Origin of the sequence: Streptomyces sp. NBC_00435 (assembly GCF_036014235.1) — a bacterium.
Lineage (GTDB): Bacteria > Actinomycetota > Actinomycetes > Streptomycetales > Streptomycetaceae > Streptomyces.
Map to the genome: position 1 here is coordinate 53,945 of NZ_CP107925.1, position 12,656 is coordinate 66,600.

Sequence of the window (12,656 nt, forward strand, 5' to 3'; positions counted from 1 at the left end):
GGCGGGGGTGCGCCCGGGACCGCCGGTTCAGCCGAAGCGCAGCTGCAGCTCGTTCGGTCCGGTGATCCCGATGGCCGGGCGCCAGGTGACGGGGCCGGCGAGGGACGGCACCCCCAGTCGGCGGGCCAGCGCGGGCAGTGCCTCGGTGATTTCCATGCGGGCGAGCGGGGCGCCCATGCAGTAGTGCGGGCCTCCGCCGAACTGCATCACCGGTGTTTTGCGGTCCACCGTGATGTCGAAGACGTCACCGCCGGGGTAGGCCAGCGGATCGCGCTGCACGGCCTGCACACCGATCATGAACATCGTGCCCTCGGGGATCCGCTGGCCCCGGAACTCGATGTCCTCGGCGGCGTAGCGGTAGACGGCGTTGGACGACGGGCGCCAGCGCATGACCTCTTCGACCGCGCGGGGCGCGAGCTCGGGGCGCTCCGCGAGCAGGGTCCACTGGTCGGGGTGCTCGGCGAAGGTGACCAGGGCGTTGGCGAGCTGGAGACGAGTGGTGTCGTGCGCCGCGAACACCATCGTGACGATGAGGTTCTTCAGTTCCTCGTGGCTGACGACGGCGTCCTCCCGCTGGGCGGTGACCAGTGCGGAGATGAGGTCGTCGGTGGGGGTGGCCGCCTTGTCGGCCATCAGGGCTTCCACGTACTCGTACAGCCCGACCACGGCGGCCTCCACCCGCCCCGGTATGTCGCCGCCGAGCGCCAGGCTGAAGACCAGGCCGATCTCCGAGCTCCACTTGCTGAACGTGGGGAAGTCCTCGGCCGGCACGCCGAGCAGCTGGGTCATGACGGTCAGCGGGAGGGCGTCGGCGAAGGCTTCGAAGAAGTCGCACTCGCCGGTGGCCGCGATCTCGTCCGCGAGGCGCTCGCTCGCCTCCCGGATGAGCGGGCGCAGGTTCTCCAGCATGCGCGGGGTGAACGCCCGGCTGACCAGGGAGCGCATCCGGCGGTGGCTGTCGCCGTCCTGGTTGACCAGCCCGTTCACGAACCAGTCGTAGACCGGGCCGTCCACGATGCCGTTCTGCGCCATGAAGCCCGTGCCGTTGTGGGTCAGCCGGTTGTCCCGTACGAGTTCCTGGGCCTCGGCGTGGCGCAGGACGAGCATCCCCAGCGGGCTCTCGGCGTACCAGTTCTCCGCCTGGGCCGAGGCCACCTGGGGGGAGTCGAAGCGGAACTCGGGGTCGATGACGTTGATGAACGAGGCCGAGGGGGACGCCGGTACGGAAAGGGTTTCCGCTGACATGTCTAACCGTCCTTGGGATGGGTCGGGGGGTGGAGGGGGTCCGGCGCGCTAAGTGGCCCGGGCGGCGCACCGGAGGGACCGGATGGACCGGGCGGAGCGGTGGACCCGCTGGACCGGGCGCGGCTAACGGCGAGATTACATAGCTACCGTTCGGTATTTCCGGTCCCGGAGCGGGCCCCGGGAGACCTTGGCAACTTGCCAAAAGCGCACCTGATTCGGGGCGCCCGGTTGCGCCGCCGTCAGCGGCAGTTCTCCTCGCGGTACTCCGCTGGGGAACCGGCGGCCGTCGCCTCGCGCAGCTCGATCCGGCGGATCTTGCCCGACACCGTCTTGGGCAGCGCCCCGAACTCCAGGCGGCGCAGCCGCTTGTAGGGCGCGAGCACCGCCCGCGAGTGCGCGAAGAGCAGCTTCGCGGTGTCCGGCCCCGGCTCCCAGCCGTCGGTGAGTACGACGTACGCCTTCGGCACCGCGAGCCGCAGCTCGTCCGGGGCGGGGACCACGGCCGCCTCGGCCACCGCCGGGTGTTCGAGGAGCGCGCTCTCCAGCTCGAAGGGGGAGATCTTGTAGTCGCTGGCCTTGAACACGTCGTCGTCGCGGCCGAGGTACGTGATGCACCCGTCCGCGTCCCGCGAGCCGATGTCCCCGGTGCGGTAGAGGCCCCCGGCCATGGCCCGCGCGGTGCGCTCCGGATCACCGTGGTAGCCGGCCATCAGGCCGACCGGGCGGGCGGAGAGGTCGAGGCAGATCTCCCCCTCGTCGGCCGGCTCGCCCGTCACCGGGTCGAGGAGGGTGACGCGGAAGCCGGGGGCGGGCCGGCCCATGGAGCCGGGCGTGAGCGGCCGGCCGGGGAAGTTGCCGATGGCCAGGCTCATCTCGGTCTGCCCGTACCCGTCGCGCACCGTCACTCCCCAGGCGGCCCTGACCCGCTCGATGACCTCGGGGTTGAGCGGCTCTCCCGCACCGACGGCCTCGCGCGGCGGGGTGCGCAGCTGGGTGAGGTCGGCCTGGATGAGCATGCGCCAGACGGTGGGCGGGGCGCAGAAGCTCGTGACGCCCGCCCCGTCCATCTCGGCCATCAGGCGGGCGGCGTCGAAGCGCTCGTAGTTGAAGACGAAGACGGTGGCCCCGGCGTTCCACGGTGCGAACAGGCTGGACCAGGCGTGCTTGGCCCAGCCCGGCGAGGAGATGTTCAGGTGGACGTCGCCGGGCCGCAGTCCGATCCAGTACATCGTCGACAAGTGGCCGACGGGGTAGGAGACGTGGGTGTGCTCGACGAGCTTGGGCCGCGAGGTGGTGCCCGAGGTGAAGTAGAGCATCAGGGGGTCGTCGGCGTGCGTCGGTCCGTCGGGCTCGAAGCTCCCGGCATGCTCGTGCGACCGGTCGTACGCCACCCACCCCGCGTCCCGCTCCGCCCGCCCGCCGCCCACCACGATCCGCGTGTAGGAGCCGGGGACCTCGTCGAACTTCGCCCGGTCCGCGGCCCGTACGATCACGTGCCCGACCCCGCCCCGCTCGATGCGGTCGCGCAGGTCGACCGGGCCGAGCTGCGGGGTCGCCGGGGTGAGTACGGCGCGCAGCTTCATCGCGGCGAGCGCCGTCTCCCACAGTTCGACCTGGTTGCCGAGCATGACCAGGATCCGGTCGCCGGCCCGCACGCCCTGGGCGCGCAGCCAGCCGGCGACCTGGTCGGAGCGCTCTGACAGCCGGGCGAAGGAGTGGCGGCTGCGGCTGCCGTCCTCTTCCACGATGTGCAGGGCGGTGCGCCCGTTGCCCTCGGCGATCACGTCGAACCAGTCCAGCGCCCAGTTGAAGTGTGCGGGCCGGGGCCAGACGAAGCCCTCGTACGCCGCCTCCGGATCCTCCCGGTGGCTCAGCAGGAAGTCCCGGGCGGCCCGGAACTCCCGCGTGGCGCTGTTCTCGCTCACGCCTCGACCCAGCTCATCAGCTTGCGGAGCTTCTTGCCGGTGGTCTCCAGCAGGTGGGCCTCGTCCGCGCTCTTGTACGCGTTGTACTTGGGCAGACCCGCCTTGTACTCGGCCATCCAGGTGTTGGCGAACTCACCGCTCTGGATCTCCGCGAGGACCTTCTTCATCTCGGCCTTCGTGGCATCGGTGATGATCCGGGGACCGGTGATGTAGTCACCCCACTCAGCGGTCTCCGAGACCGACCAGCGCATCTTCTCCAGACCACCCTCATACATCAGGTCCACGATCAGCTTCAGCTCGTGCAGGCACTCGAAGTACGCGATCTCCGGCTGGTAACCGGCCTCGGTCAGCGTCTCGAAACCAGCCTTCACCAGCGCCGACGCACCACCACACAGCACAGCCTGCTCACCGAACAGATCGGTCTCGGTCTCCTCCGTGAACGTGGTCTTGATGACACCCGCACGCGTACCACCGATACCCGCCGCGTACGACAGCGCCAGCTGGAACGCGGAACCGGTGAAGTCCTGCTCCACCGCGGCGATGCAGGGCACACCACGGCCCTCCTCGTACTGGCGGCGCACCAGGTGACCCGGACCCTTCGGCGCGACCAGCGCGACATCCACGTTCGCCGGGGGCTTGATGAACCCGTAACGAACATTGAAACCGTGACCGAAGAAGAGCGCGTCGCCCTCCTCCAGATGCGACTCGATCGAGGCGGCGTAGATCTCGGCCTGGAGCGGGTCCGGGGTCAGGATCATGATCACGTTCGCCCAGGCCGCGGCCTCCGCGACCGACAGGACCTTCAAGCCCTGCTCCTCCGCCTTCGCCTTGGACTTCGAGCCCTCGTGCAGGCCGACGACGACGTCGACGCCGGAGTCACGCAGCGACAGCGCGTGGGCGTGGCCCTGGCTGCCGTAACCGATGACCGCGACCTTACGGCCCTGGATGATGGACAGGTCGGCGTCGTTCTCGTAGAACAGCTCGGCCACTGGAAACTCTCCTTGAGGTCATGTGGTGGATGGGGTGGGGTCGGCGACGGGGCGTGCTGCCGTGTCGCGTCACGCGGTGGCCCGCCAGGGGCCGGGCCCGATGCCGTGCAGCGCGGTGGGGTCCTGTGCGGTCGAGTCCAGGGCGCTGCGGGCGCCGCGCCCGATGGCGACGGTGCCGGACTGGACCAGCTCCTTGATGCCGTACGGCCGCAGCATGTTCAGGAGGGCGGCCAGCCTGTCGGTGGTGCCGGTGGCCTCGATGGTGACGGACTCGGGCACGACGTCGACGATCCTGGCGCGGAACAGCTGGACGATCTCGACGATCTGCGAGCGCGTCCGGTTGTCGGCACGCACCTTCAGCAGGGCGATCTCGGTGGTGATGGCCGAGCCGGGTTCGAAGTCGACGACCTTGAGGACGTTGACCAGCTTGCCGATCTGCTTGACGACCTGCTCCTTCGGGCAGACCTCGGCGTCCACCACGATGGTGAGCCGCGAGATGCCGGGGTCCTGGGTGGTCCCCTCGGACACGGAGTCGAGGTTGAAGCCCCGGCGGGAGAACAGCGCGGCGATCCGGGCGAGGATGCCGGGCGTGTTCTCCACCAGGACGGAGAGCGTGTGCTTGGTGGACATGGGTCTCTTCCCTCTTCCTGCTTCCTAGAGCTCTCGGCCGTCCGTGCCGGCAGGCGTACGGGCATCGGCGTCGAAGTCGCCGAAGTCGGGGCGGACGTCCCGGGCGGCCATGACCTCGTCGTTCGAGGTGCCGGCGGCGACCATCGGCCACACCTGGGCGTCCTCGTGGACGATGAAATCGATCACGACCGGGCGGTCGTTGACCGCGTTGGCCTCGGCGATGGCCCGGTCCAGGTCCTCCGGGCGCTCGCAGCGGATCGCGTGGCAGCCCATGGCCTCGGACAGCCGGACGAAGTCCGGGACGCGGGTGCCGCCGCTCGGCTTCCCCTCCGCCGCGATCCCGTCCCCGGGGCCGCTGTGCAGCACGGTGTTGGAGTAGCGCTGGTTGTAGAACAGGGTCTGCCACTGGCGGACCATGCCCAGGGCGCCGTTGTTGATGATCGCGACCTTGATCGGGATGTTGTTCAGCGCGCAGGTGGTCAGTTCCTGATTGGTCATCTGGAAGCAGCCGTCACCGTCGATCGCCCAGACCGTGCGGTCCGGCATCCCGACCTTGGCGCCCATCGCGGCCGGGACCCCGTAGCCCATGGTTCCGGCGCCGCCCGAGTTGAGCCAGGTGGCGGGGTGGTCGTAGTCGATGAAGTGAGCCGCCCACATCTGGTGCTGGCCGACGCCCGCCGCGTAGATGGTGTCCGGGTCGGCGAGTTCACCGATGCGCCGGATGACCGCCTGCGGCGACAGGGTGCCGTCGCCCGGCTCCTCGTAGCCGAGCGGGTAGGTGTCCCGCCAGCGGCTGAGCTCCTTCCACCAGGCGGAGTAGTCGCCGGCGTTGCCGGCGGCGTGCTCGGCCCGCACCGCCTGGATCAGGTCGGCGATGACCTCGCGGGCGTCACCGACGATCGGGACGTCGACGACGCGGTTCTTGCCGATCTCGGCCGGGTCGATGTCCGCGTGGATGACCTTGGCGAACGGGGCGAAGCTGTCCAGCTTGCCCGTGACCCGGTCGTCGAAGCGCGTGCCCAGCGCGATCAGCAGGTCCGACTTCTGCAGCGCGGTGACCGCCGTGACCGCGCCGTGCATGCCCGGCATGCCCACGTGCAGCGGGTGGCTGTCGGGGAAGGAACCCAGCGCCATCAGCGTGGTGGTGACCGGAACACCCGTCAGCTCGGCCAGCACCTTCAGCTCGGCCGTCGCACCGGACTTCATCACACCGCCGCCGACATACAGCACCGGACGCTTCGCCGCGCAGATCAGCTTGGCCGCCTCCCGGATCTGCTTGGCGTGCGGCTTGGTGACCGGCCGGTAGCCCGGAAGGTTCATCACCGGAGGCCACGAGAAGGTGGTCTTCGCCTGCAGGGCGTCCTTGGCGATGTCGACCAGGACCGGGCCGGGACGGCCGGTCGAGGCGATGTGGAAGGCCTCGGCGATCGTCCGCGGGATGTCCTCCGCCCGGGTCACCAGGAAGTTGTGCTTGGTGATCGGCATCGTGATGCCGACGATGTCCGCCTCCTGGAAGGCGTCGGTGCCGATCGCCTTGGAGGAGACCTGGCCGGTGATCGCGACGAGCGGCACGGAGTCCATGTGCGCGTCGGCGATCGGGGTGACGAGGTTGGTGGCGCCCGGGCCCGAGGTGGCCATACAGACGCCGACCTTGCCCGTGGCCTGCGCGTAACCGGTGGCGGCATGGCCGGCCCCCTGCTCATGCCGGACCAGGATGTGACGGACCTTCTCCGAGTCCATCATCGGGTCGTACGCCGGGAGGATGGCCCCGCCCGGGATCCCGAAGACGGTGTCGCACCCCACCTCTTCGAGAGAGCGGATGAGGGACTGGGCGCCCGTGACGTGCTCGACTGCGGCGGCGTACTGCTTCACGGTGGTCTCCATCATGAGGCCCAGGTGACGAATCGCCGGGGGCGTTCCAGGAGTGCGGCCACGTCCGCCAGCACCTTCGAGCCGAGCTCGCCGTCGACCAGCCGGTGGTCGAAGGAGAGCGCGAGGGTCATCACGTGGCGCGGCTTGACCTTGCCGTGGTGCACCCACGGCCGGAGCCTGATCGCGCCGACCGCGAGGATCGCGGACTCGCCCGGGTTCAGGATGGGCGTGCCGGTGTCGATGCCGAAGACACCGACGTTGGTGATCGTGACCGTGCCGCCCGTCATGGCCGCGGGGGACGTCCTGCCCTCCTTGGCCGTGGACACCAACTCGGCCAGATCCGCGGCCAGCCGGGGCAGCGCCTTGGCGTGCGCGTCCTTGATGTTCGGCACGATCAGACCGCGCGGGGTCGCGGCCGCGATGCCCAGGTTGATGTCGTGCTTGATCACGATCTCCTGGTTCACCTCGTCCCAGGCGGCGTTGATCTCCGGGTTGCGCTTGACCGCGACGACCAGGGCCCGGGCGATGAGCAGGAGCGGGTTCACCCGCAGGCCCCGCATCTCCTCGTCCTGTCTGAGCTCCTCGACCAGCTTCATCGTCCGCGTCACGTCGACCGTCACGAACTCGGTGACGTGCGGCGCGGAGAAGGCGCTGGCCACCATCGCCTGCGCCGTGGCCCGGCGTACGCCCTTGACGGGGATGCGGGTCACCCTGGAGCCGGCGGACGCGGGAGCGGGTGCGGGAGCGGGTGCGGGAGCGGGTGCGGAAGCGGGTGCGGAAGCGGGTACGGAAGCGGGTACGGGTGCACGGTCGGGTACGGGAGCCGCGGCCGGTTCCGGGGCGCGGGTCGCCGCCGCGTGGACGTCCGCACGGGTGACGATCCCGTCCGGCCCCGTAGCGGGGACCGTCTCCAGGGCGATGCCCAGATCCCGGGCAAGCTTGCGGACCGGCGGCTTCGCCAGTGCGCGGGCCGTGCTCGAAGCGGCGGCCGGGGTGGCCGTGCCGTTCCGCGTGGCGACCGCCACCTGTGGCGCGGCCTTGCGCGGGCGGCGCTTCGTCGACGCGGTCGACACCCCGTAGCCGACCAGAACGGGCTGTCGGGCCACCGGTGCCCCGGTGCCGGCCTCGGCCACCGCCGGGGCGCCGTCCACCGGGGCGCCGTCCACCGGGACTTGGTCCGCCGGGGCTTTGTCCGCCGCGCCGGTCCGGACCGCGATGATGACCTGGCCGACATCGGCCGTGACACCCTCTTCGAAGTGGAGTGCGTGCACGACCCCGTCGAAGGGGATCGGCAGCTCGACGGCCGCCTTCGCCGTCTCGACCTCGCACACGACCTGCCCGTCGGTGACCGTGTCACCCGGCTGGACGTACCACTTGAGGATCTCGGCCTCGGTGAGGCCCTCGCCCACATCGGGCATCTTGAATTCGCGGATGGTCACGACTCTCCTCAGTACGCCAGCGAGCGGTCGACTGCGTCGAGCACCCTGTCCAGGCCGGGCAGGTACTCGTCCTCCAGACGGGCCGGCGGGTACGGGGCGTGGTAACCGCCCACCCGCAACACGGGCGCCTCCAAATGGTGGAAGCACCGCTCCGTGATGCGAGCGGCGATCTCGGCCCCGGCTCCGAAGAAGACGGGTGCCTCATGGACCACGACGAGGCGTCCGGTGCGGCGCACGGAGTCGGCGACCGAGTCGAAGTCGATGGGTGAGATGGAGCGCAGGTCGATCACTTCGAGCTGGTGGCCGTCGCGCTCGGCCTCGGCCGCGCTGTCCAGGCAGGTCTTGACCGTGGGCCCGTACCCGACGAGCGTGGCGTCCCGGCCCTCGCGCACGACGCGTGCGGTGTGCAGGGGACGTACGGGAGCGTGGTCGACCTCGCCCTTCTCGTAGTAGCGCCGCTTGGGCTCGAAGAAGATCACCGGATCGTCGCCCTCGATGGCCTGGCGGAGCATCCAGTAGGCGTCCGAGGCGTTCGCCGGCGAGACCACCTTCAGGCCCGGGACGTGCGCGAACAGCGCCTCGGGGGACTCCGAATGGTGTTCGACGGCCCCGATCCCGCCGCCGTAGGGGATACGGATGACGACGGGCAGCCGGACCTTGCCCAGCGAGCGGGCGTGCATCTTCGCGAGCTGTGTGACGATCTGGTCGTACCCGGGGAAGACGAACCCGTCGAACTGGATCTCCACGACCGGCCGGTACCCGCGCAGGGCCAGCCCGATCGCGGTGCCGACGATGCCCGACTCGGCGAGCGGGGTGTCCATGACCCGCTCCTCGCCGAAGTCCTTCTGCAGCCCGTCGGTGATGCGGAAGACGCCGCCCAGCCTGCCCACGTCCTCGCCCATGATCAGGACCTTCGGGTCCTGCTCCAGGGCGGCGCGCAACGCCTCGTTGATGGCCCGTCCCAGGGGCAGGTTCCGCGCCGCGGGGAGCGTGCCGCCCGTCGGCTCGGTGATGGTCAGGGTGGTCATGTCACTTCCCTCCGGGGGCGGCGAAGGACGCCTCGTAGTGGCGGAACGCGGTGCGTTCCTCTTCGACCAGGGCGTGCGGGTCGGCGTAGACGTGCTCGAAGATGGCCTCGGCGTCGGGGGAGGGCATGGTGCGCACCTGCTCGCGCAGCCGCCGTGCCGTCTCCTCGCCCTCGCGGTCCACCTCGTCGAGGAAGTCCGGGCCGGCCCACTGGTTGTCCAGCAGGTGTGCCTTCAGCCGGGCGATCGGGTCCCGGCCCGCCCATTCCTCGACCTCGGCGGGGTCGCGGTACTTCGTGGGGTCGTCGGACGTGGTGTGTGCGCCCATCCGGTAGGTGTACGCCTCCACGAGCGTGGGACCGCCTCCGTCGCGGGCCCGGGCGAGCGCGGCCCTGGTGACGGCGAGGCAGGCGAGCACGTCGTTGCCGTCCACGCGGACGCCGGGGAAGCCGAAGCCCGCCGCCCGGCGGTGGATGGGCACCCGGCTCTGCTTCTCGGTGGGCTCCGAGATGGCCCACTGGTTGTTCTGGCAGAAGAACACCACGGGGGCGTCGTAGACGGCGGCGAAGTTGAAGGCCTCGCTGACGTCGCCCTGGCTGGTGGCGCCGTCACCGAAGTACGCGATGACGCCGGTCCCCGCACCGTCCTTGGCCACGCCCATGGCGTATCCGGTGGCGTGCAGCGCCTGGGATCCGATGACCAGGGTGTAGAGGTGGAAGTTGTTCTCGACCGGGTCCCATCCGCCGTTGTTCACCCCGCGGAACATGGCCAGCAGCTTCAGCGGGTCCACGCCGCGGCACAGGGCGACGCCGTGGTCGCGGTAGCTCGGGAAGGCGTGGTCGGTGTCGCGAAGGGCCCGGGCGGAGCCGACCTGCGCGGCCTCCTGGCCGAGCAGGGAGGGCCACAGCCCGAGTTCGCCCTGCCGTTGCAGGGTGACTCCCTCGGCGTCCACCCGGCGGGCCAGCACCATGTCCCGGTAGAGCCCGCGGAGCTCTTCGGGCGTGAGCTCGACGTCGTAGTCGGGATGTGCGACGCGCCGGCCGTCCGGGGTCAGCAACTGCACCGCGTCGGGCGCCGGCAGCCGCCGGCCGGCCGTTCCTCCTTCCGTGCCCGCGAGGCTTCGCGCCGTGTCTGCGGTTCCCATCGGAATTCCCACTCCCCTGTTCTTCGGTACGGCTGTCACGGCTTCGTCCGGCCGGAGGATTTCTTGCGCGAGCGCGACCAGCGGCGGGTCAGCGGGCGCTCCACCCAGGCGAACAGCGCCCAGGCGAGCAGCACCCCGGCGGCCAGTTCGCCGGCGAGGATCCCGAGGGCGGCCGGCGTGCTGAAGAGGCGGTCGCCGAGCAGGCTGCGGGTGTACTCCAGCACCGTGAAGTGCACGAGGTAGAAGGCGAAGGAGATCTCGCCGAGCCAGACCATCGCCCGGTTCCTGAAGAGCGTGAAGCGTCCCTCGTTGTCGGCGATGGCGCCGGCCGCGATGAGCAGGGCGGCGGGGACGATGCAGACGATGCGCAGCCCGTAGAGCCAGGGCACGGTCAGGGCGAGCCCGTACGAGATCGCGAGCAGCACGCCCGACCAGATCATGCCGATGTTGCGCCAGCGGCCGAGGACCACGGCCCGGCCCACGAGCATGCCCAGGGCGAAGTCCAGCAGGCGGCCGGGCGGGAAGACGTAGGCGAACCAGAAGTAGTTGGCCGACTGCGAGGGCTCGTTGGGCACGACGGAGGTGCCGACGGGGATGAGGGCGTAGGTGAGCAGCGGAGTCAGGGCGACGGCCGCTATGACGCCGCCGATCCAGTACTTGAGGTGGTTCGCCCGGATCCGCTTGAGCACCAGGTACATCAGCGGGAAGGCCAGGTAGAAGAAGGCCTCGGTGGACAGCGACCAGCTCACGTTGTTCACGGCGAAGTTGGTGGGGACGTCCGGTACCCACGACTGGAGCATGAAGAGCGTGAGGAACCCCTGCGCGGGCGTGGTGCTCGATCCGTCGAGCCCCTCGACCAGGACCAGGGCCAGCACCCACGCCACGATGTACGGCGGCACGATCTTGGCGTAGCGCCGCCGCCAGAAGGCCTTGGCCGTGTCTCCGGCACGGGCGGACCAGATCAGGATGAACCCGCTGAGCATGAACCAGAAGGGCATGGTCAGCCCTGCCACGCCGCCCAGGGCCGAGTAGATGCCCCGCTCCACGCCGTGGTCGGCGAACAGCCGGATGCTGGCGAACGGCAGTACCGCGTGGAAGCCGAACACCAGCAGGGCGGCCGGGAAGCGCAGTCCGGTCAGGGTGGGGAGCCGGCTGACACGGGCGGGCCCGGTACTGGCGGGGGGCGCGGGGTCGGCGGGCGTGGCGGTGCCGGGCCCGGTGTCGGGCGCGGTGGCGGGTCCTCCTGTCGCGAGGAGGCTCTCTGTGGTCATGGAACGGTCTCTCCCTGGGTGTGGGTGCCGGTCAGATGTCGAGGACGAGGCGCTTGTCGGCACAGCGGGAGACGCAGAGCATCATGACGTCGCCCGCGGCGTGCTGCGCGCTGCTCAGGAGGGTGTCCCGGTGGTCCGGGGTGCCCGCGATCACTCGGGTTTCGCAGGTGCCGCACACGCCGTCGCGGCAGGAGGCTTCGACGTAGACCCCGGCGTCCTCCAGGGCGTCGACGATCGATTCGTCCGGCCCCACGGCCACGGTCCGGCCGGAGCGCGCGCACTCCACCTCGAAGCCCCGCTCCCCGTCCTCGGGGGCGGCGGGGGTGCCTGCGAAGCGCTCGACGTGCAGCCGGTCGCCGAGTCCGGACTCCGTGCGGGCGGCTTCGACGGCGTCGATGAGCGACTGGGGTCCGCAGCAGTAGACGCGGGCGCCGTCGGGCACCTGCGCCAGGATGCGGGCGAGGTCCATGCGGCCGCCGCGTTCGTCCTTCGGGTGGAGGACCACGGAGGCCTTGCCGGGGGTGAGCCCGGCGAGTGCGGTGAGCTCGTCGGCGAAGGCCATCGAGGAGCGGCCGCGGCCTCCGTACCAGAACTGCCAGCCGCTGCCCCGGGCTCCGGCCTCGCGAGCCTGGGCGAGCAGCGGCGTGACGCCGATGCCTCCGGCGATGAAGACGTACGCGTCGGCGTCGGTCAGCGGGAAGTGGTTGCGCGGCCCCCGCACGGTGACGGTCGCGCCGGGCCGCAGCTCCCGGTGCACGAACTCCGATCCGCCGCGCGAGGCGGGTGCCCTCAGGACGGCGATGCGGTAGCGGGTGGTGTCGGCGGGGTCGCCGCAGAGGCTGTACTGGCGGACCTGGCCGCCGGTGTGCAGGTCGATGTGCGCACCGGGTGTCCAGTCGGGCAGCGGTTTGCCATCGGGGTGGACCAGTTCGACGGAGAGGACCTCGTCCGCCTCGTACGTCATCCGGTGTACCAGCAGGTCGAGCTGCGACTCCTTGTCGCTCACTGCGTCGTCCTCCTTGTCGGCGTCAGCCGCCGTGGTTACGGGGGGGGAAGGCCTGGGGATGGCCCGCTCCCACCGGGTCGGCAGCCGGCGGGAGCGGGCGGTGAAGGCCG

Annotated in this window: 10 protein-coding genes; all 10 read right to left on the minus strand. The window is 70.7% G+C overall.

What is annotated here, in order from left to right; all coding sequences use genetic code 11:
* Nucleotides 1-27: 27 nt before the first annotated feature.
* The 10 genes from OG389_RS36035 to OG389_RS36080 all read right to left on the minus strand — a co-directional run bounded on the left by OG389_RS36035 (nt 28) and on the right by OG389_RS36080 (nt 12,504).
* Nucleotides 28-1,245, minus strand: a complete 1,218-nt coding sequence (locus OG389_RS36035; protein WP_328304510.1) for a cytochrome P450 — start codon at nt 1,243-1,245, stop codon at nt 28-30.
* A gap of 239 nt (nt 1,246-1,484) precedes the next feature.
* Entirely contained in the window at nt 1,485-3,170 is a 1,686-nt protein-coding gene (locus OG389_RS36040; RefSeq protein WP_328304512.1) for an AMP-binding protein, read from the minus strand.
* On the minus strand, nt 3,167-4,159 hold the full coding sequence (gene ilvC / locus OG389_RS36045; RefSeq protein ID WP_328304514.1) for a ketol-acid reductoisomerase: 993 nt from the start codon (nt 4,157-4,159) through the stop codon (nt 3,167-3,169). Before ilvC ends, OG389_RS36040 begins: the two co-directional genes overlap by 4 nt.
* A gap of 69 nt (nt 4,160-4,228) precedes the next feature.
* Nucleotides 4,229-4,789 carry an acetolactate synthase small subunit gene (ilvN, locus tag OG389_RS36050; RefSeq protein ID WP_328304516.1) on the minus strand — a complete coding sequence of 187 codons (561 nt, stop codon included), beginning with the start codon at nt 4,787-4,789 and terminating at the stop codon, nt 4,229-4,231.
* Between the two features lie 24 nt (nt 4,790-4,813).
* A complete protein-coding gene (locus OG389_RS36055; protein WP_328304518.1) occupies nt 4,814-6,676 on the minus strand; it encodes an acetolactate synthase large subunit in 1,863 nt (620 codons plus the stop codon).
* Nucleotides 6,673-8,100 (minus strand): dihydrolipoamide acetyltransferase family protein, encoded by a 1,428-nt coding sequence (locus tag OG389_RS36060; RefSeq protein WP_328304520.1) that lies wholly within the window; start codon nt 8,098-8,100, stop codon nt 6,673-6,675. The genes OG389_RS36055 and OG389_RS36060 overlap by 4 nt, the downstream gene beginning before the upstream one ends.
* Nucleotides 8,101-8,108: 8 nt before the next feature.
* Entirely contained in the window at nt 8,109-9,128 is a 1,020-nt protein-coding gene (locus OG389_RS36065; protein WP_328304522.1) for an alpha-ketoacid dehydrogenase subunit beta, read from the minus strand.
* A 1-nt stretch (nt 9,129) separates the two neighbouring features.
* Nucleotides 9,130-10,269, minus strand: coding sequence for a pyruvate dehydrogenase (acetyl-transferring) E1 component subunit alpha (gene pdhA / locus OG389_RS36070; protein ID WP_328304524.1), 1,140 nt, complete (start codon nt 10,267-10,269; stop codon nt 9,130-9,132).
* A 35-nt stretch (nt 10,270-10,304) separates the two neighbouring features.
* The gene (locus OG389_RS36075) at nt 10,305-11,540 is read right to left on the minus strand and encodes an acyltransferase family protein (protein ID WP_328304525.1); all 1,236 of its coding nucleotides are present in this window, start codon (nt 11,538-11,540) and stop codon (nt 10,305-10,307) included.
* A 31-nt stretch (nt 11,541-11,571) separates the two neighbouring features.
* Nucleotides 11,572-12,504, minus strand: a complete 933-nt coding sequence (locus OG389_RS36080) for a PDR/VanB family oxidoreductase (protein WP_328304731.1) — start codon at nt 12,502-12,504, stop codon at nt 11,572-11,574.
* Nucleotides 12,505-12,656 lie beyond the last annotated feature (152 nt).

Coding starts and splice junctions, on each gene's coding strand:
- OG389_RS36065 (WP_328304522.1), bottom strand. CDS start 9,128: ATGACCACCCTGACCATCACCGAGCCGACGGGCGGCACGCTCCCCGCG.
- ilvN (WP_328304516.1), bottom strand. CDS start 4,789: ATGTCCACCAAGCACACGCTCTCCGTCCTGGTGGAGAACACGCCCGGC.
- OG389_RS36075 (WP_328304525.1), bottom strand. CDS start 11,540: ATGACCACAGAGAGCCTCCTCGCGACAGGAGGACCCGCCACCGCGCCC.
- pdhA (WP_328304524.1), bottom strand. CDS start 10,269: ATGGGAACCGCAGACACGGCGCGAAGCCTCGCGGGCACGGAAGGAGGA.
- OG389_RS36035 (WP_328304510.1), bottom strand. CDS start 1,245: ATGTCAGCGGAAACCCTTTCCGTACCGGCGTCCCCCTCGGCCTCGTTC.
- OG389_RS36080 (WP_328304731.1), bottom strand. CDS start 12,504: ATGACGTACGAGGCGGACGAGGTCCTCTCCGTCGAACTGGTCCACCCC.
- OG389_RS36055 (WP_328304518.1), bottom strand. CDS start 6,676: ATGATGGAGACCACCGTGAAGCAGTACGCCGCCGCAGTCGAGCACGTC.